23 protein-coding genes and 1 pseudogene are annotated in these 19946 nt (G+C 36.0%); 9 read left to right on the top strand and 15 right to left on the bottom strand.

Annotation, left to right across the window (positions count from 1 at the left end):
- Positions 1–17 precede the first annotated feature (17 nt).
- Positions 18–418, bottom strand: a pseudogene (locus tag WFN33_RS17130) (OsmC family protein).
- A 310-nt stretch (positions 419–728) separates the two neighbouring features.
- Between WFN33_RS17130 and WFN33_RS17125 the strand changes: the two are divergent.
- Positions 729–1307, top strand: a complete 579-nt coding sequence (locus tag WFN33_RS17125; RefSeq protein WP_336954219.1) for a YceI family protein — start codon at positions 729–731, stop codon at positions 1305–1307.
- Between the two features lie 84 nt (positions 1308–1391).
- On the opposite strand, the gene WFN33_RS17120 is transcribed toward WFN33_RS17125, so the two are convergent.
- From WFN33_RS17120 to WFN33_RS17105, 4 genes are all read right to left on the bottom strand, one after another.
- Positions 1392–2426, bottom strand: a complete 1035-nt coding sequence (locus WFN33_RS17120) for a DUF6670 family protein (protein ID WP_336954218.1) — start codon at positions 2424–2426, stop codon at positions 1392–1394.
- Positions 2427–2459: 33 nt separating this feature from the next.
- A complete protein-coding gene (locus tag WFN33_RS17115; protein WP_336954217.1) occupies positions 2460–3083 on the bottom strand; it encodes a hypothetical protein in 624 nt (207 codons plus the stop codon).
- Positions 3084–3197: 114 nt separating this feature from the next.
- A complete protein-coding gene (locus WFN33_RS17110) occupies positions 3198–4196 on the bottom strand; it encodes an AraC family transcriptional regulator (protein WP_336954216.1) in 999 nt (332 codons plus the stop codon).
- Between the two features lie 209 nt (positions 4197–4405).
- Positions 4406–4798 carry a helix-turn-helix domain-containing protein gene (locus WFN33_RS17105; protein WP_336954215.1) on the bottom strand — a complete coding sequence of 131 codons (393 nt, stop codon included), beginning with the start codon at positions 4796–4798 and terminating at the stop codon, positions 4406–4408.
- Positions 4799–4864: 66 nt separating this feature from the next.
- Between WFN33_RS17105 and WFN33_RS17100 the strand changes: the two genes are divergently transcribed.
- Positions 4865–6088, top strand: a complete 1224-nt coding sequence (locus WFN33_RS17100; protein WP_336954214.1) for an MFS transporter — start codon at positions 4865–4867, stop codon at positions 6086–6088.
- 72 nt (positions 6089–6160) lie between these two features.
- On the opposite strand, the gene WFN33_RS17095 is transcribed toward WFN33_RS17100, so the two are convergent.
- Positions 6161–6715 carry a lipocalin family protein gene (locus WFN33_RS17095; RefSeq protein ID WP_336954213.1) on the bottom strand — a complete coding sequence of 185 codons (555 nt, stop codon included), beginning with the start codon at positions 6713–6715 and terminating at the stop codon, positions 6161–6163.
- A 76-nt stretch (positions 6716–6791) separates the two neighbouring features.
- The gene (locus tag WFN33_RS17090; RefSeq protein ID WP_336954212.1) at positions 6792–7001 is read right to left on the bottom strand and encodes an acyl-CoA thioesterase; all 210 of its coding nucleotides are present in this window, start codon (positions 6999–7001) and stop codon (positions 6792–6794) included.
- Positions 7002–7252: 251 nt separating this feature from the next.
- Here WFN33_RS17090 and WFN33_RS17085 point away from each other — a divergent pair, with 251 nt between their 5' ends.
- Entirely contained in the window at positions 7253–7567 is a 315-nt protein-coding gene (locus tag WFN33_RS17085) for a hypothetical protein (RefSeq protein ID WP_336954211.1), read from the top strand.
- On the opposite strand, the gene WFN33_RS17080 is transcribed toward WFN33_RS17085, so the two are convergent.
- The 4 genes from WFN33_RS17080 to WFN33_RS17065 all read right to left on the bottom strand — a co-directional run bounded on the left by WFN33_RS17080 (position 7564) and on the right by WFN33_RS17065 (position 10240).
- The gene (locus WFN33_RS17080) at positions 7564–8097 is read right to left on the bottom strand and encodes a ClbS/DfsB family four-helix bundle protein (protein ID WP_336954210.1); all 534 of its coding nucleotides are present in this window, start codon (positions 8095–8097) and stop codon (positions 7564–7566) included. The two genes, WFN33_RS17085 and WFN33_RS17080, sit on opposite strands and share 4 nt — an antisense overlap.
- Before the next feature lie 201 nt (positions 8098–8298).
- Entirely contained in the window at positions 8299–8568 is a 270-nt protein-coding gene (locus WFN33_RS17075) for a putative hemolysin (RefSeq protein WP_336954209.1), read from the bottom strand.
- A 321-nt stretch (positions 8569–8889) separates the two neighbouring features.
- Positions 8890–9606: a glutamine amidotransferase gene (locus WFN33_RS17070; protein WP_336954208.1), complete on the bottom strand. Its 717-nt coding sequence runs from the start codon at positions 9604–9606 to the stop codon at positions 8890–8892.
- 67 nt (positions 9607–9673) lie between these two features.
- Entirely contained in the window at positions 9674–10240 is a 567-nt protein-coding gene (locus WFN33_RS17065) for a TetR/AcrR family transcriptional regulator (protein WP_336954207.1), read from the bottom strand.
- 94 nt (positions 10241–10334) lie between these two features.
- Between WFN33_RS17065 and WFN33_RS17060 the strand changes: the two genes are divergently transcribed.
- Positions 10335–11081, top strand: a complete 747-nt coding sequence (locus tag WFN33_RS17060; RefSeq protein ID WP_096734377.1) for an SDR family oxidoreductase — start codon at positions 10335–10337, stop codon at positions 11079–11081.
- A gap of 162 nt (positions 11082–11243) precedes the next feature.
- On the top strand, positions 11244–11831 hold the full coding sequence (locus WFN33_RS17055) for a 2-hydroxychromene-2-carboxylate isomerase (protein WP_336954206.1): 588 nt from the start codon (positions 11244–11246) through the stop codon (positions 11829–11831).
- A gap of 171 nt (positions 11832–12002) precedes the next feature.
- Here WFN33_RS17055 and WFN33_RS17050 read toward each other — a convergent pair whose 3' ends face one another.
- On the bottom strand, positions 12003–12920 hold the full coding sequence (locus WFN33_RS17050; protein WP_336954204.1) for an AEC family transporter: 918 nt from the start codon (positions 12918–12920) through the stop codon (positions 12003–12005).
- Between the two features lie 147 nt (positions 12921–13067).
- Between WFN33_RS17050 and WFN33_RS17045 the strand changes: the two genes are divergently transcribed.
- The 3 genes from WFN33_RS17045 (at position 13068) to WFN33_RS17035 (ending at position 14841) form a co-directional block, all read left to right on the top strand.
- Positions 13068–13940, top strand: coding sequence for a LysR family transcriptional regulator (locus WFN33_RS17045; protein WP_336954288.1), 873 nt, complete (start codon positions 13068–13070; stop codon positions 13938–13940).
- 52 nt (positions 13941–13992) lie between these two features.
- Entirely contained in the window at positions 13993–14412 is a 420-nt protein-coding gene (locus WFN33_RS17040; protein WP_336954203.1) for a hypothetical protein, read from the top strand.
- A gap of 90 nt (positions 14413–14502) precedes the next feature.
- Positions 14503–14841, top strand: coding sequence for an immunity protein Imm33 domain-containing protein (locus tag WFN33_RS17035; protein WP_336954202.1), 339 nt, complete (start codon positions 14503–14505; stop codon positions 14839–14841).
- A gap of 133 nt (positions 14842–14974) precedes the next feature.
- Here WFN33_RS17035 and exaC read toward each other — a convergent pair whose 3' ends face one another.
- Positions 14975–16486, bottom strand: coding sequence for an acetaldehyde dehydrogenase ExaC (exaC, locus tag WFN33_RS17030; RefSeq protein ID WP_004719517.1), 1512 nt, complete (start codon positions 16484–16486; stop codon positions 14975–14977).
- Positions 16487–16845: 359 nt separating this feature from the next.
- On the opposite strand from exaC, the gene WFN33_RS17025 reads away from it, so the two are divergent.
- A complete protein-coding gene (locus WFN33_RS17025) occupies positions 16846–18027 on the top strand; it encodes a transcriptional regulator (RefSeq protein WP_336954201.1) in 1182 nt (393 codons plus the stop codon).
- 57 nt (positions 18028–18084) lie between these two features.
- On the opposite strand, the gene WFN33_RS17020 is transcribed toward WFN33_RS17025, so the two are convergent.
- Together WFN33_RS17020 and WFN33_RS17015 are read right to left on the bottom strand one after the other, a co-directional pair.
- Positions 18085–19047 (bottom strand): alpha/beta hydrolase, encoded by a 963-nt coding sequence (locus WFN33_RS17020; protein WP_336954200.1) that lies wholly within the window; start codon positions 19045–19047, stop codon positions 18085–18087.
- 41 nt (positions 19048–19088) lie between these two features.
- Positions 19089–19931, bottom strand: a complete 843-nt coding sequence (locus WFN33_RS17015; protein WP_336954199.1) for an SDR family NAD(P)-dependent oxidoreductase — start codon at positions 19929–19931, stop codon at positions 19089–19091.
- Positions 19932–19946 lie beyond the last annotated feature (15 nt).

Genomic DNA, 19946 nt, shown 5'->3' with positions numbered 1-19946 from the left:
TGTCCTATGCTTAGCATTTAGCATTCAATTCCCAACTCTGTTTGAATTTGAATATTTGAAGTCAATAATTTATGAACAGGACAACTTTCTGTAACTTTAAGCAGGCGTTTATGTTGCTACTCGGTGAAATCACCTTTAAGAAAAATTTTCCTTGAAATATTATTCTCAACTACTTCAGGGTTTAAAGGTCAATCTAATTGTACATGTTCAATTTTAGCCCTTTATGATTTGAATACATTTCTAAGTTGCTCACAGTACAAGCAGATTATGTAGATAATAGAAATTAAATCGGATTCTGTGCTGTATCTTGAACACCCTTATCGCTAGGTTTATCGGCATACCATGTATGTCCTTGGGGATGGGTGAGTGTCACACGATAAGGTGTCTGTGTACTTTCTACTTGAGCAAGATTTGCCATAAAATGTTCATCAGATAAAAATAGACCAGTATCATCAATATAAAATTTTCGGAAAATTTTTCAGTTTAATTTATTGCTTTATAAATTTTAGATTTGAATGTGACCTATGGTCAATGTTTTTCTTAATTACTTTTTAAAAAATAAATAATTATAAAACAAAGTCTTGTTTTGTTTTTTTAGGGTTGGATTAAGTTTTTAAAATGGTCATTATAGAATCGTTGCATATATGCAACATATCGTATTATCAATAACAGTGAATTTATACGGGAAGTGTATACACTAATATCCATTCGATAGCGAGAATATAAAGATGAACTTTAAAGCATTAACATTGGGTTTGGCCGTAGCATCAGTTACAACTTTCAGTATGGCAAAGCCTGTAGATTACAAAATTGATCCAACACATACTGCAACAGTATTTACTTGGAATCATTTCGGTTTTTCAACACCTTCAGCAAACTTCAGTGACATTCAAGGTACGATCTCTGTTGATAATGCAAAACCAGCAGACTCATCTGTCAATGTAACTATTCCATTAGCTAGTTTAAATACCAATGTAGCAGCATTAGACGAACATTTAAAAAAGGCAGATTTCTTTGATGCTGAAAAGTATCCAAATATCACTTTTAAAAGTACTAAAGTTCAAGCTTTAGGTAAAAATAAATACAAAATCACAGGTAATTTAACTGTGAAAGATGTGACTAAACCAGTTATTTTAGATGCTGTTTTAAACAAACAAGGTGAACATCCAATGACTAAAGCGCAGTCAATTGGTTTCAATGCAACGACATCATTTGACCGTTCAGCATTTGGTGTTGGAGCATACGTGCCAAATGTAGGTGATAAAATCACTGTAAATATTACAACAGAAGCGTCTGTAGCAAAGTAATATTTAAATAGATCAAAGGCTTATAAGGTGGATATAACTTGCTTTATAGGCCTTTTTTATCGCCTAGTTATAAGTTGAATTGATCTAATCAGTACGGATATCTAAATATTCAATATAACCAGTACCTTCAACTGGACTCCCTTTGAATGTACCTTTGTATTGATAGCTTCCTGCATAGCCTCCAGCCATGCCATATTGAAAATCTGCATTTGTTAGACCATCAATACGTATTAACGAATTTCCATTATTATCATTCACGCACCATGAGAAAGTACGAGGTAAACGCATTGATAAACCATTCGGTGTTATAACACGTTGAGCTTGAAATGCATGGACATTAAAATTAAATCCATTTGAATGAATACTGCCATGATCATCTGTAGAACGAATATATACTCGACGTTGCAATACAAGATTTAATGGGCCAAGAACTTCGACAAGTAGGACTTGAGTTTTCTCATCGATATTTAAAATATGATAAGTAAAATAATTGATATATAAATTTACATCTACTGCACGAGCATATTCATAAGTACAAAGTCCTTGAACTGAGGTTTTCTTACCTTGATATTCAAGAAATCCTTCATATGTACATAATAATGCCCAGTGATCATATAAACCTAATGACATTTGTGCAAAATGTGCAATTTTATCAGTCGCACGAATCTTTAAATCAAAATTGAAATCATGACCTTCACGATGCGCATGAAAATTTGGATATGTGCCTTTTAATAACAAGTCATTCCCAAATTTTAAGGATGAACCATTACTTTCCAATTTACAGTCATTTTCTACACTATAGCCATTAAAGTGTTTGTCTGTACCCACTGCTGTGCCTATTAATACATTTGCTGTATCAAGCGCAGTGGTTTGGATCAAATGTTGATTTCTAAAAATTTTTACACGTGGTTGACCAACCACAATTAAAAGATTCAAAAAATTAAATGGTACATTAAGATTCGGAATCATAACCCCATAATGAACGCAAGAATATTTTCCTCGTGGTGTATGCGTTGGCGTATTCACCTCAAAAGGTTTTCCGTTGATTGTCTCTGAACAATCGATAAAATTATGTAAAAACTTTGGCGCAGCAATGTGTTTGGGTAATAATCGTTTCATCTAAATGATCCTTAATACTTTATTTGTTAAAATTTACAGTTCTAATGAGATGCCTTGACGAGCACTTTTTATATCCAATGCACTCTTAGAAGTAATTTTAAGATATGATTTTGCAAATATTTTCTGTGATGTCTTGTTTAGGATTATTTCAAAATTTTTAGGTAGATTTATTCCTAGAGGATTGCTTTCTTTAATCGAAAGCTCAGTAAAAACACGTGTTCCCATTATATAATCAAACCACGGACGTGTAACACACCAATTGGCATTTTGATTACTAGCCATATGATGATCATAGTGCCAAGGGATCCGTTTACGCGCATATTCAGGGTCTAGGTGAGATTTTGCATGTACTCGCCAATAATTCCAAATCCCATAGTATAAGCCGGCAGTAAAAAATGGTGCAATGGGTAAAAATACAGTTGAAACCGCGGCTATACCTAACAATGCGGTTTTTTCATTATAAATTTCTGCATTTTTAAACATAGATTCACGATATCCTTCATCATGAAACACATGTGTTCTGGCACGTTTATGATGTGCTATATGTGTGAAGCAAGGGCTATTACGGTGTTTACTTGGAAATTCATGCAACCATACCTTATGTGCATACCATTCAAATCCATTCGCAACTAAAAGGCCAATTGGAAAACCTAACATCTCTAATCCTTTTCAATTAAGAAATAAACATCAGTGTAGAAAAGAACAGCTCATTTTTTTTGACTGAAAAGCTAACTCGTTAAATGTCATTAGAATCAAGTTATAGCTAAAAAATTATTTTTGCTTACGCTGGCGATAATGGGATGGCGTTTCATTTGTCCAGCGTTTAAAGGCACGTGAAAAGGCGGAAGGCTCAGAAAAACCAAGTAAATATACAACTTGATCTATGCTTATATTGGGATTCATCAATAGTTTTTTGGCCATTTTTTCACGGTAAGTTGCCAAAACTTTTTCAAAAGTCGTATTCACTTCTTTAAGATCTGCACGAAGTTTTCGTGGCTGCAGCCCTAAATGTTGGGCAATTAATTTTAAATCTAATTGACCTGATTCTAATAAACCGGAGCTGAGTAAGTTTTCTATATCATTAATTAAATAATATTTATCGACAACTTTCACCTGCTGTTTAGCAACATGCTCATGTATTTTTAATAGCATTGGTTCAGCTGATGCTGAAGCTAAGCTCAATATTTCAGCATCAAAAACTATACAGCCGTGCTGCATACCTAAACGAGTAGGGCATTTCCAGATACGTTGATATTCATCTAAGCTCGCACCTTGTTGGTATGGCAACCATATTTCTTTGGGATTAAAATGATTGTTAGTTATATAGTTCAAAAAATTAAGCATAACGCTTATGGCGCATTCTAGATAATGACGAACTGGGTGCTGAAGATTCGTGATCATTGCATTTTGATTTTCAATGTGTAAATGAGCCACAAAAGCATCAGTAAAAATTTTTTGATAACGCAAAGCTCTTTGTAAGCCGTCCCCAAATGTAGGACTACTCATAAAAATGTATTCTAATATTTCGCCTCTAAAAATGGGGAAATGTTCACCTACATGAAGTCCGATATTTTGATCAGCACTGATTTCTTCAGCTATTTCCCAAAAGCGTTGTTGGGTCGAATTATCTCGCCGAATGGTTTTGTCAGGTGGTTGTTCAGATAATCTTATTTGTGAAAATATCCGATTTGCATCCAAATTCATTTTATTTAGGGTGTGATATGTTAACCAGAGGAAAACACCAGAATCACTAGATTTGTTTTGATCCATAAATCAAAAATACCGATTTCAACATATACAATTAATACTCATAGATCAGGCTACAAATGTATAAAAGTCATGAAAATTTAAGCTTGTTTTATCATCTTAGAGAAAGCCATTTGACTGTTCAATGTCATTGCGTGCTAATTTTAATTATTGTTCTACAATCTAATTTAGCTATTCAACAAATACGCCTAACAATCTTTTTAAAATGTCTTTTATTTCTGAGCAGCCTTCTCAACTAGTCGCTTAAAGCTAGGGCATTGCAAATGCGATGGTGCAGGGCAGTCACCTACGTGGCGAAGTATGTCACGGAGTGCGATCAATTTATGAATTTGAAGATCAATCTCATCGGCTTTTTGATGAATAACACTTGGAGAAAGATCAAGTGCGCCACGACTATCGAACATTGCTGCGATCTCTTTAAGCGAAAAGCCCGCCGATTTTCCCATTGAAATCAAAGTGAGTCGTAACAGAACTTCAGAAGAAAATTGTCTACGTAATCCATGACGAGAAATTGAGAAAATCAAACCGATTTCTTCATAATAGCGTAGTGCTGAAGGTTTAATTCCACTTTTTGCTGAAACTACACCAATATCAAGAAATTTCATACTTGACCTCAAGTCAACTTGAATTAGTAGTATGTGATTAAACACCACTGCTGACAAGAGCGCAACATGACAGAGCAGACAGAATCGATAAACAAGACCCAAACTGGAATCACCATCACTTTGGCGTTATCCATGCTATTGGCATCGCTGGTGACAAGCATTGTCAATATCGCCTTACCCATACTTGCTGAGGTATTTCTACTGCCATTTAATCAAATACAGGCTATTGTAATTGGATACCTTGTCTCGCTGACGCTCTCTGTTGTCATTGCTGGACGCTTAGGTGATCGATATGGATGTAAGTCTATGCTGATCGTTGGACTGATTATATTCAGTTTGGCTTCACTGCTATGTAGTGTTGCACCTAACTTATGGATATTGGTTGCTTCACGATCATTTCAAGGAATAGGTGCGGCATTCTTAATGACACTTGCAATGGCACTGACACGTCATACCGTCAGTAAATCACAGTTGGGAAGAGCAATGGGAATGCTTGGAACGATATCAGCTTTAGGTACAGCACTTGGACCAGTGTTGGGTGGGTTTCTGCTTGTTGTGAGCGGTTGGCAAGGCATTTTGGGATTACAGTTTATACTTGCGGGTATCGCGATTATTCTGGCTTGGGTACTGCTGCCTAATGATTACATTAAAAAAGAAATTCCTGCACTAACTTCTTTGCAACCAGACACGAACATAACACAAAACCTCATGGTTAATTTGCTGGTTGCCGCCGTTATGATGACCACACTTGTCATTGGACCTTTTTATCTCAGTCTTGGTCTAAACTTGAATCAAATACAAGTGGGTTTGATTATGGGGATTGGGCCAGTGGTTGCTATCTTAAGTGGGATTCCATCGGGTCGACTTGTCGATCGTTGGGGCAGTCGCTATATCGTCACTACAGGGTTGATTTTTCTGATTATCGGTAGCTCGATGCTCGCTATCTTACCGAAATTGATGGGTATAAGTGGCTATATTATGCCGATCATTATTTTGACTTCGGGTTATCAACTGTTTCAGGCAGCCAACAATACCATGACCTTGGCAGATGTTCCCAAAGCTCGACAAGGGATGGTATCAGGACTTCTTAGCTTATCTCGTAATATGGGCTTAATTATCGGGGTTTCAGTGATGGGAGCTATTTTTTCATTTGGTGTCGGCACAAATCAACTCACTCAGGCAACGGCTTTAGCAATCATTGATGGGATGCAATTTACCTTTTTGTGTGCTGGAGCATTGATGATTGTGGGGGTGCTCATCAGTTTTGTCTCATTTCGTAGACAATATTGATAAGAAGGATTTGTAGCGTAATCGTATAAAATGAGCTAGATCTAACAAGCCCTTTTAAGGGCTTGTATGCGTTTATTTTTGTTTGGTTTCAATTAAATCACTTAAATTATAACCTAAGCTTTTAGCATAATTTAAATATTCTTCAGTTGTGGCTGGATCAAGCTGTGGAGATCGACTGAGTAACCATAAATATTTTTTGTTGGGTGTACCGATCAATGCAACTTGATAATTTTCATCCAGCTTTAAAATCCAATAATCACCACGCCCCACAGGTAACCAACGAAGTATTTTTGGTAAAAAACTTACTTTTAATTTGGAGTTCGTAGGCGCGTTTTGTACATATGCTTCGCCAATTGATTGTTGAAGCTTGCCATTTTTATCGTAACAACGATTATCTACTTTGATTGAGCCATTTTCATTTAAGGAATAATCAGCAGTAACGTTATAATCGCATTTATTTTGAAAATACATTGGCTTGCGTGCAATTTCATGCCAAGTACCCAGATACCTCTTTAAATCTACATTTTTAACGGTTTGAATCTTTTCATTTCCTGCATAAGCAAATGCCGCAACACTAAGTAATGCTATTCCACCGACGAGCGTTAATATTTTAAACTTGTTGTTCATGACATAGCCCTATATTTAAGTATTTAATATATATATTCATTATGTCGCGCCTGATGCGGGGATATTGTAATTTTGCTTACAAGTCATGTAGTTTTTTCATGTAAAAATCTCTTCTAAGCAGTCCAAGTTGTCTTTTTCTTGCGATAATTTCATCATGCTGGTAAGGCAGTATTTCAGCCAATTGATCAACAGTTAAATGGTTGTTTTCAATGAGAAAGCAATCTTGATCTGTTGACCAAGCAGAGGATAACAATTGTTTTGTGTTTGGCTTATTTCTATAGGACATGGGATTAAATTTTTTACACCTTAAATGGCTGACAATCAATAAAATTGCGAGTGATTGAATTTTAACGCTCTGCACTTTTAGCGATATAAATTTGATATATTTATATCAAATTTTGATTTTGTTACTTAATCAAGATTTTAATATGTACTTTAGAAAAACTCAAATTTTAATTGTTATCGATAAATTGAGAGGGTGATATAAGATATAAATAGTTTATGATCAGCTTAACCTAAGAACGATGAAGCAAGTTTATGAAAAAAATAACAATGGTATTATTGCTTATGCTTACAGGTTGCATTACTCCAAATCCTCATAGTTTGGTACTGATGAAACAAGAAAAACCCATTAAAGTCATGCATGAGCAACTGGATGATGAAAATACCAGTAATGAGGTAAATAGAGCATTATTATGTGGTGAATATGAGCGTGTCTATAAAACAGAATACCTGCCTGCTTTAATGAAATATGATAAATCATTAGGGCAAGAAAAACCAAAACAGTACTATTTGGATGAATTAAATAACACCATTTCTCAATATTTAGAACTGAAAAAAATAACCTGTTAAGGCTTTTTAGTTTGTTCAGTATTTATGTTGAGTTTCTTCCATTTTCTGATTTGAACTCTAAAATTGGTAAAAGGGGCGACAGTGTTGATATGAATCCATTTATACAGTGGCCAGTTGGCAGGTGTGGTTGCCCATTTACGTTGATTTATTTCAAATAGTTCTCCATCTGTTAGATTTTCAATCCAGTCTGTGACTTCTTTGACCTGTTTAGATAATAACCGAGTATTTTCTTTTAATGAATGCTGGGCATGGGTTTGATAAAAATTTTGATATAGACTTGCTAAGTTATTCCATTTATAACCTTCTTTCGGCATTGAAACGGGGAAACCTGCAAGTTCTTTGCTTTCCCATTCTAATAATAAATTTACCCATCCCAATTGATAGGATAAATTTTGGGCAGGGGTTTTATCTACAGTTGCAACTTTATGATCTTTTAAGTCTTCGGATATTTCTTCAAATTCTGTTAAATATTGATTTAATGAATTATTGATTGCAACAATCAGTTCCTGTTTAGATTGATAGGTTTTCATCTATTCAATATTCCCAAAATAAATACAATACTGTTTATATTTAGTGCAAGTTTAGATCTAATTTATTTTAATTATGAAAAGGGTGGAGCAACTCATTACCGTAGTGAATATATAGTAATGAGTCTGAAATTAATGCCAATAGAAAATGAGTCATTCAAGAAGGCTTGTCTATTGTTTATATTCCGCAGCGATTATTCAAAATTATTTAGCAGCAGCTTGCACATCGCCTTGTGCACTTCTAAACAACTTCCATTCATCAACCACTGTTCCATTTGGAAGCTTACAATATCCTGCTTCATTTCCTAATGCATTTTTTTTAATCTGAGACTCGCCTCCCATTTTTTGACAATACACACTTGCGGGATTAGCCATGCCAAGCGGTTTAGCATTTTGAGTATTTACTTCAGGGGTAGAACAGGCAGAAAGAAGTGTTGTCATGAGCACAGATGTGCCAATATATATTTTATTCATTGCAAATAAAGTCTTTGTTTTAAAGTATGAAGTATAATTAAATTAGCAAGTTTTAATGTATCTACTCTGTATAATCCTGTAGCTCAAAATAATGATGAGTACGACTTAGTATAAAGTTTAATTAAATAATATTATGTATAAATAAAGAAAATCTTTTAAATGTAAATGGTATAGTCAGTTAAATATAATAGTAAGTTAAATATGGGCAACGCAGTATTGATATTACACTTACACCAACACCGTATTTATGGGTGGAGACTAAATAGGGTATAAAAAGCACGAAACAGTAAAGTCTATTTCATGCTGATATAGATAAACAGATTATACATTTAAGTGTTTGATAAAATGCTCTAAAACCAGGGGTGATTTTAATTCTAGATTTGGCGCATATTTTTCATTTTCAGTTCGTAAATGAGGAATATTTAAGGCAGCTTTACGCAATTCACAAGTATGACCAATCAGCCATTTTTCCATATCCTCTGCTGCAACTTCGACATGGAATTGTAGTGCTAAGATATTTTGACCAACTCTAAATGCCTGATTTGTATAAATTGCAGAGCTTGCAAGTAATTCAGCCTGTACTGGCAAGTCAAACGTATCACCATGCCAATGTAAAACTTCGGTATTTACGAGTGGCAATAATGGATTATTTTGAGCCAGATTTAGCTTCAATTGACTCCAGCCAATTTCTTTTTGATGGCCTGCATAAACCTTTGCACCCAAAGCATGTGCAATCAATTGTGCACCTAAGCAAATACCAAGCGTTGGTAAATTCTTGGCTAAACGTTGTTTAAGATAAGTGATTTCATCATTTAAAAAAGGATAATCCTCAGTTTCATAAACACCAATTGGACCACCTAGAACGACGACTAAACCTTCAAATGCAAATGCTTGCTTTAAATCATCTATACCTGCTTCAAAATAACGTATGCGATAGCCCAAATCATAAAAAGTGTCTTCAAGAATACCTAAATCTTCAAAAGCTAAATGTTGAATGGCATAGATTGTCTTCGGCAAAGCGTATGTGGAGGAAGTCATGGTTTTATGATGATTTAACGAGAATATCGCTAATTTATACTAGATTCTATTGGGTTGAAAACTAAATTTATGATGTGATTTGCAACATAGAATAAATACAGTGTTTGCTTGATTCCAAAATGGTCGATTTAACCGAATCATCAGAAACACTTCTTGCTATGAGTATAGCACCTACCAGTTGACATAAGACGCCCCAGGCTTTTTCTTCACTTCCGAGGCGTTGAGTAAATAGGGCATGACCGCGCTGTAATTCTTGTTGATAGCGTTGTTTAATCTCCTCATCAGAACGTGCGACTTCTGTGGCGAGTGTTGGCAGTACACAACCATGATTTGGATGTTCAACATGAGAGAGGGTTAAGTAACGATTGAGTTCAAATTCAATCCATAACTCAGCCTGATTATGGGGATTGCTTTGCCACAGCTGAATGCTATTTTTAAGTTCATTTTCAACCAATGCTTTAAACAAATCCTGCTTGGAAGAAAAATGTGAATAGAATGCACCACTGGTCACGCCAGCAGCTTTCATAAAGCCATCTACACCGGTTGCAGCAAAGCCATCTTTTTTGGCAAGCTGTCCACTGATTTTTAATAGTTCTTTTCTTTTTTCTTCTTTATATCCAGATTTGTATCGCATATTTTCCTCGATCAAATTTTCCTTGACGCTCTTGTAAAACTATAACATAGTGATCGTTATAATAACGATCGTTATGCAAAAAGGGAAGCATGATATGCAAGATGAAATAACAACATCAAATCAGAAAGTTGCATTGATTATTGGAGCAGGTGATGCAACAGGTGGCGCAATTGCGAAACGTTTTGCCAAAGGGGGATATATTAGTTGTATGACCCGTCGCAATGCTGACAAGTTACAACCACTGATTGATGAGATTGAACAGGCAGGTGGAACAGCATACGGTTTTGCATCTGATGCTCGAAAAGAACAGCAAGTTATACAATTGATCGAAGAAATTGAAAGTAACATTGGCGAAATAGAGGTACTGGTTTTTAATATCGGTGCTAATGTTCCATGTAGCATTCTTGAAGAAACAGCGCGTAAATATTTTAAAATATGGGAAATGGCGTGTTTTTCTGCTTTTTTAACTGGTCGTGAAGTGGCGAAACGAATGGTAAGCCGACAACGCGGGACATTGATCTTTACTGGCGCGACTGCTGGTCTACGTGGTGCTGCTTATTTTTCAGCATTTGCAGGGGCAAAGCATGCACTTAGAGCTTTGGCACAGAGTATGGCGCGTGAACTTGGTCCACAGAATATTCATGTGGCTCATGTGGTAGTTGATGGTGCAATTGATACAGATTTTATTAAAAACAGTTTTCCTGATCTTTATGAGAAAAAAGACCAAGATGGTATTTTAAATCCTGAACATATTGCTGAAAATTATTGGCATCTTGCCCAGCAACCACGTGATGCATGGACGCATGAGCTAGATTTACGCCCTTGGATGGAAAAATGGTAAGTCACTTTATATTAGTAAGTTTTTTGTATGAGTAGGTTAATATAGCTAGATGACTTATCTCGATATAGCGAGAGTAAGAAGTCATGATTTAAGTTTTTTCTAGAATTATTTTTACAGTAGTACGATAAAAATATGATCAGTACAGTTAAGGAATAACACTGAATGAAACAGGTAGAATTTTATTTTGATTTGGGTAGCCCATATAGTTATTTAGGCTTTTATCAGATTCAAAAAATTGCAAAACAAAATCAAGCACAAGTGATCTGGAAGCCGATCTTGCTTGGTGGCATTTTTAAAGCCACAGGGAACAGTAGTCCAATGGCTGTGCCAGCAAAAGCCAGTTATTCGATGATCGATATGGGGCGTTGGTCAAAACTCTGGAATATTCCAATACAAATGAATCCCTATTTTCCAATTAATACTTTAAATCTGATGCGCGTGATTACAGCAGTTCAGCTTTATCAAGCTGAAAAATTCTTAACAGTGTTAAACGCTTTATTTGATGCAATGTTTGGGCATCCGCGTAATTTAAATGATATCAATGAATTTATTACCTTGCTTCAATCATTGGGTTTTAGTACAGAGCAGGTTCAAACTTGGCTTTCAGATGAACAGGTTAAAGCCCAACTAAAAAATATCACAGAAGAAGCCATTGGGCGTGGTGTTTTTGGTGCACCGACATGGTTTATTGGAGATGAAATGTTTTGGGGTGTTGATCATCTTCACTTTGTTGAGATGGAATTGGCTTAATCTTGATAAATACGCTTTTAAATTCTGATTCTATTATTTAGATGCTAGCATGAGAGAATTGCATTGTATTGTGTTACAGCTAGCCATGCCGCACAGTTATTCTATAGAAAGCCAAACTGCATTGAATCAGAAAAATATTTGATGAAGAAAGCTAATCGTAAATATAGAGGATTAAACATAAAAATGCTGTAATAGTGCAAGGATTAGTGCCAAAGTGAATACGGATAAAAGTGTTTGCATGCTGATGCTTGCTGCCATTAATTGATGATCGCCGTTTAATAGTTTGGTTAAGATATATGCGGAAGATGCGGTTGGGATAGAAAAGAAAATCATGATAGCAATCACGGCGGCATGACTTAGCTCAAAAAACTGCAAACAGATAAAGGCAATAAGCGGGATCAGCAATAATCTGATTAGGCTAATGAGCAAAGACTTTTTCAGATAAATTCTGAGGGTCGAAAATTGAATTGCTGTTCCTACACATAATAAGCCTAACATCAGACTACTACTTGAAAAAGCATTTAACAGGTTTGCAAAGCCAGACCAAATAGGGATGTTTAAAAGATTAAATGTAATTCCCAATATACAAGAGCTGATCAGTGGGTTTTTGATTAAAGACCAGAATATATTTTTAATGTTCTGTTGATCTTTATCTGTCAGAGAAAGGATCGAAATAACATTAACCAAGGGAATTGCTATAGCAAGGATATTTACCAAGATACTTTTGATTTCAGCATTATTAAGTGTTGTGGCAATCGAGAGTCCGAGATAGGTATTAAAACGAATCAAGCTTTGGACATATACACCGATCTGGGCAATAGGTGTGCGGTTTAACTTTGCAAACAGATAAACGCCAGCAATGATCATGGCCATAATTAAAAAAATGACTGTAAGAATACTGTTGAGATGCCCCATATTCATATCTGCATTTGCAAGAGAACTAAACAATAAGGCTGGAAATAAAATATAGTAATTTAGCTTTTCTGCGCCATTCCAGAATTTTTCATCAAGTATATGTGACTGGAAAAGATAAAAACCTAAACCAATCAGGGCGATGGATGGGAAAAGAATAGTAATCATTTGTAGCATGATGAACGCTCTATGCAGAACCTAATTCGACCAAGTCCCACCCACTGATTTTTTCATCTGTAAGCTAAACCCAAGTAAATTTTAATCAAGAATATGACTTATGCCTATTCATGGTAAAATGAGTCTTTACTCATGGATAGAGTAGCGATGACATTTACTCAACTGACTATTTTTGCCGTGTTGGCTGAACAGAAAAGCTTTACTGTTACAGCTCAGCGTTTGCAAATTTCTCAATCTGCGATTTCTCATGCAATTAAATGCTTAGAACAAGATTGGTCGGTCACATTGTTTTATCGCAATCATAATGAAGTTGAGTTAACTGAATCTGGCATACGGCTTTTAGTGCATGTGAAAGAAATTTTGAATATTTCTAATGTACTAAAACAAGAAATCTCCGATATACAAGGATTTCATTCTGGAACTTTAAGAATTGGATCTTTTGGTGCTTCATCTTCTAATGTACTTATTCCCTTAATTCTAGAAAAATTTAGTTTAAAATATCCAAATATTGAAGTGTTTATTAAAGAAGGAACGGATAAAGATATTACTCAATGGATTCATGATCGTACTATTGATGTTGGATTTGTAGTTTTACCCGAAGAACGCTTTGATACTTTTCCTGTGATTGAGGATATTTTTGTAGCACTTATTCCAAAGTCCTATGCACGATCACAGCAAAGTGCAGTTCGATTGGATGAATTGGCAGAATATCCTTTTTTAATGACCTCAGCAGGCAGTCAAAACCATGTCACAGAGATGTTTAGAAAAGCCAATCTGAGTCCAAAAATTAAATGTTATTTTTCTCAAATTTTGACCATTATTAATATGGTTAACAATGGTGCAGGTGTTTCAATTGTTGCTGATATGGCATTGAATAAAGAGTTAATGACACTGTTTCCCAATGTGCAAAAATTACCTTTATCACCCAATATTAAGCGGTCTATTAGTCTGGCAGTGAAGAATAAAAAACAGATGAGTCCAATTACGCAGGCATTTATTGATATTGCACAAATGGTTTAGCATTTTATCGTGAACGTTTCGCAGAAGAATAAATGACGAGTCTAAACACAGCATGAATGATTTGATTTATAAATTCATAGAACGTCCTAAAACAGCATTTATACTATGTGGCTGTGTTGCTAACCTATCCTTATGGGCAATTAGTCATATCAAAAGTTTTAGTATTTTATGGGTAATATGCTTCTTTGTTTTTACCGCATTTTCTGCATTGTTTTTGTCTGTTTATTTGATGGAATTTGTTGAGAAAAAACCAAGATACAAGATCTACTTTCAACTGTTGTTTTATATACTTTTGATCATTTTATATTTAGCATTGAATACTTATAAATCTGTTTTAGATCAGAAATTTCTTCCACAAAGTTTAGTGATGTCTGTGATTGTGTTTTTCACAATGTTATTGATGATGAATTTAAGAGTCGTGGTTGGATATAGTTTCGAACATATTAAAATGTTATGGAAAAGACCTAAATAATTTTGCTGCTGATCTCAGTATATCTGTTTGAACGCATTGGTTTATTCAACTAAACAAACAATACGAAACAGGCAATAAAGGAATGTGTTGATGAATTTAGAAACATTACAAAGGCAAATTTGCAAAAAATATGAATCAAAATATATGGAATTTAATCTGTCGGATAGGGTTGCAATTGCATTACAGAGTCTAGGCCAACAACCGATTTATGCAGTTCGAGTTGCGCTAAAAAAACAAGACAATGTTTCTTGGTTTATTCACTGTGGAGAATATTCTTCAGCTGATGATTTTTATCAACCGCTGCATGCCTCACATTTACAGCAATATTTACCTGAAATTTTACCTTATTTGGCGCTTGAGCACGGTTATCATGTCATTATTGATAAGCATGGCTATGAAGATGTTTGGATGAATCCAACAACCGACTAAATTTAGCGAATCATCGCAATCTGTATAAAATAATGAATGAATTGACAGTTATAAGGATTAAACAGCATCTTAATCATGACTAAAAAAAGCGAACCGAAGTTCACTTTTTTAAAGTGTAAATCAACTATAGAACTTAGAAGAAGCCCATTGCTTTGGTTGAATAGCTAACCAATAAATTCTTGGTTTGTTGATAATGATCAAGCATCATCTTGTGGTTTTCACGGCCAATACCAGATTTCTTATAACCACCAAATGCTGCATGTGCAGGGTAGATATGGTAGCAGTTGGTCCATACACGACCAGCTTCAATCGCACGACCCGCACGATAAGAGGTATGCGCAGAACGAGACCATACACCAGCGCCTAAGCCATACATCGTATCATTGGCAATTCTGATTGCATCATCATAATCTTTAAATGTTGCTACAGAGAGAACTGGTCCAAAAATTTCTTCTTGGAAAATCTTCATACTGTTGTCGCCTTTGAAAATGGTAGGTTCAATATAGAAACCTTGACCGACTTCCTGACGATCGCCACCCCCTGTAAGCAGTTGAGCACCTTCAGCACGACCTGTTGCAATACAACCCAAGATTTTGTCTTGTTGCTCTTGAGATGCCTGAGCACCAATCATGGTGTCTGTGTCTAAAGGATGTCCAGTTTTGATGCGTTTTACACGTTCAACTGCCATTTCAAGGAATTTATCTGCAATACTTTCTTGAACCAATGCACGTGATGGGCAAGTACATACTTCACCTTGGTTTAAGGCGAACATGGCAAAGCCTTCAAGCGCTTTGTCTAAATAATCATCATCTTTATCCATGACATCTTCAAAGAAAATGTTTGGTGATTTACCACCAAGCTCAAGCGTTACAGGAATAATATTTTCAGTTGCATATTGCATGATCATTTGACCAACCGCAGTAGAACCTGTAAAGGCAATTTTAGCAATACGTGGATTGGTAGCCAGTGGGCGACCCACTTCAACGCCGTAACCATTGACAATATTTAAAACGCCTGGCGGTAAAATATCTTGAATGAGTTCTGCAACTACTAAAATACTTGATGGTGTTTGTTCAGCAGGTTTAAGTACAATACAGTTACCCGCTGCAAGTGCTGGTGCAAGTTTCCATGCTGCCATAAGAATAGGGAAATTCCATGGAATGATCTGACCCACTACACCTAAAGGTTCATGGAAGTGGTAAGCAATGGTATCTTCATCAATTTCAGAGATACCACCTTCTTGTGCACGTAAACAACCTGCAAAATAACGGAAATGGTCAATTGCTAAAGGAATATCGGCTGCCAATGTTTCACGAATTGGCTTACCATTTTCCCATGTTTCTGCAACCGCCAGTAATTCTAAATTTTCTTCTAAACGATCTGCTATTTTCAGTAGTACATTTGAACGTGTTGTTGGAGATGCTTTGTTCCATGAAGCTTTGGCTTTATGTGCTGCATCTAATGCAAGTTCGATATCTTCCGCGGAAGAACGTGGAATTTTGGTAAAGGCTTTACCATCTACAGGAGAGACATTATCAAAATATTGCCCTTTAACCGGTGCTACCCATTTGCCATCAATAAAGTTTTCATATTGGGCTTTGAACTGTACTTTTGAACCAGGTTGATTTGGATCTACATAACGCATAAGAGTATCCCTTTACTTATATTCATGATCATTCATGATGTGTTTAATATGGCATGTATGAACAATGATTGTTTACATGATGGATTGAGCATAGAGAGTCAAAGGTAGGGAAAAGGTTGGATGAAATCCTAGAGTCATTTGCGCTATGCTTTAATCTTTGGCAATATTTTCTTGTTTATTAGAAAATTGCTAAATATTGGAAAAAATTGGTTTTATTCTACAGCTTTGGTATGAGTTGTGTTGACTCAGGTTAAGCTCACTATGTTAATGTGCTAGAGTAATTTATAAGCAGGTCCGCTGGATAAAAACAACAGAGAAAGGATAGGATATTTTTTAACGAATTACAGAGGAAGTAGCGTATGTTAAGCCAACAAGAGTTATCAAATAAACGGAGTTTAATTGAGCAGTTACGCCAAAGCAGTAGTTTGTCTTTAAAACATGCTGATCAACTCGGACAGAGTATTGCAAGTTCATGGCAACGTTCCAACTCAGCTGCGATTCCCAAAGATCGTGATGCTGCACCTTTGATGAATGTAAAACAAGAAAGAAAAACGCTGTTAGAAAAAGCAATAGAACATTGTCGGGATGAATTAACTCATATCGCAGAACAGTCAGCAATGGTTGCTGCAGTAGGGGATATCGGTAGCACTATTATTTGGTCAGCCGCAAGTGGGCAAATGCGCAATGCTGCAGAACGTGTCCATTTTATTGCTGGTGGACAATGGCGTGAAGATTTGGTGGGAACTAATGCTTTGGCACTGTCATTAAAAACCCAACAATCCAGTTGTGTGTTTTCCAACGAGCATTTTATGTCTTCTGTGCATGACTGGGTTTGTTATGCCTCTCCAATTATAGATCCATATTCCAAACAAGTTTTAGGGGTCATTGATCTTTCAACCACATGGAATCATCACAATAGTTTGGGATTATTGGCGGCTGAGCGCTGTGCCTCGATTATTCAATCGGCATTGCTAGAGTTTCAACAACAACATTTATTTATCCGTGCTTTTGCTGTGCCACAAGTGTTGTTCAATGGCAAGATTGTGGTATTGACACCACGACAAATTGAAATTTTGACCATTCTTGCGTTGTGCCCTCAAGGGATGAATCTGGAAAATTTACATCAAGCGTTGTATGGTGAACGAAAAGTGAGTGTCGGCACATTAAAAGCAGAAATGTCGCAGTTGCGTGATATCTTGGGCGGCATGCTGGGTTCACGGCCTTATCGTTTATTGGCACATGTTGAAGCAGATTTCTTGCAAGCAGAGAATGCTTTAGATGCGGGTTATACCGAATCCGCTTTAAAATTATGTAAAGGTGTATTTTTAGCTAAAACCGAAAGTCCTTTTTTATCTGCATGGCGAGACTGCCTCGAATCACGCCTAAGTGAAGCGATTTTTAAAGCCAATGAAACAGATGCTTTATTAAAACACCTTGCACATTTTCCAGAAGCGATTGATGCCGTTGAACGTCTAATTGAACTTACACCAGACGGGCATCCTGCTCATCAAATTCTAATGAAATATAAAGATGAGCATTGATTTTGCAGGATACTTTTAACTGATCATTTGCTTGCAAAGAAAAATGGATTTGAGCCTTTAAGGTTGCTTTTGAGCTAACCATGAAAAAAGTTGATGATAAACTTCTCTTCTGACTTCTGGTGCCGATAAAACCAAGTCATGTAGTCCATTTTGAATGGTCATGACATTAACATCGCCCTGTATTTTACCTGCATCTCTGACGATGTCTTTGACCTCTAAAATAACATCAGTGCTTTGAGCATCTCGGTTAAATTTCTTAGGATAGGTTGTTCTGTGAGAATGCATCACTAAGGTTGGTACATTGATCTGTACACCTGCATGAATTTCTTTTTGCGCTTCAAAAATTGCATGCACAAAGCTTAAATATACTTTGGGGTAAGTTGGTTTTTTCCACTCTAAGCTGAAATCCCATTCGCCTTGCAAATCTTTATGCAGACTGGTGACATACCATTTATTTAATTCACTTGGAAACTTTAAATTAGGTAAGCGTTTGCCCATTGCGCTGAGTTTGGGGAGGGCTAATTTTTTCTTCCAAGCAGGCATATTAAAGTCATAAAAAGGACTATTGCACCATAAGGCTTGAATAAGGGGGTGTTGTGGATAATGTGCTGCATATAATGTTGCGATCAATCCACCTGTAGAATGTCCTGCCAGTAACACCTCAGTGTGGCCTTCCTGACCAATAATCTTTAATGCTTGCGTGATTTCTTCATCATATTCATTCAAATTTAGAACATAATAATATTTTTGATGTGGTAGGTAAGAACGACCATATTTTCTTAAATCAAGTGCATAAAAATCATAATCATGTTGATTAAATTGTTCAGCCATTTCTGTTTGAAAGAAATAATCGATAAAACCATGGATATAGAGCACCGCTTTCTTGGTCGCTTGATCTGCTTGTTTGCGTACCAAAGTCGCAATGACTTTACCATCATAGTCATTTGGTAAGTTTAAGGTTAGTTTTTCATAACCCGTACCAAGGGTATCAGGTTGATATTCAATAGATTGAGTGGTCATAGCGTATTCCTGAATTTTATAGAAAAATGAAATCCGAAAAATTACAGATAGTCTTTTACCAGCGCATAGGATTCATCATATAGTTTTTGTGCCAACTTTATATCTTTGGCCCTGCCTGATTTAAACGCTGGAGTTTGTAAACTCACATAATCACCATTTCGCTTTTCCCATGACGGATCAAAAGCAATTTTTTTAATTAATTCGGCAGGCTTAGATGGTGGAATAAGACCAAGTTTAATGATTGCATATTGCCATTTGGGTAATTCACGATAAATCTCAGAATCTACGCCACCTGGATGTAATGCATTGCTGGTGACATGACTTCCATATAGTTGTTTGGCGAGGATATTACTAAAGAGCAGATTAGCTAATTTACTATTGCCATAGCTCAAAACACCATTGTATTTCTTCACTTGATCCGCGTTAAAGTTTTCAGGTTGGATACGACCTAAAAGATGCATCATTGAAGCCAAATGAATTACACGACCTTGTTGGGCTTTTTGAACCAATGGAAGAAGTTTCAATGTCCAAAGAAAAGGCCCCAGATAATTTACCCCAAACTGTTTTTCAAAACCATCAGCTGTGGCCTCAAGATCAGGTGTCATCATGCCAGCATTGTTGACTAATACATCAATTTTTTCATATTTAGCAATAATTTCATTGGCTGCTTGGTTAATTTGTTCAAGACTATTTAAATCAAGGTGAATTATGTCTACTTGACCTGTACCGAATGACTCTAAATGTTGCTGTGCTGTTTTGGCTTTTTCTAGATTACGACAAGCAATGATCACATGGTGACCATCCTTAATAAAGGTTTCTGCAGTTGCAAGCCCGATTCCGGTATTTGCACCCGTGATGATGATGGTTTTACTTGTTGTTGTCATTGCTGAAATAATCCG

The sequence above is a fragment of the Acinetobacter sp. AS167 genome (assembly GCF_037152175.1).
GTDB lineage: Bacteria > Pseudomonadota > Gammaproteobacteria > Pseudomonadales > Moraxellaceae > Acinetobacter.
This window is presented reverse-complemented; position numbering and strand designations above follow the sequence as displayed.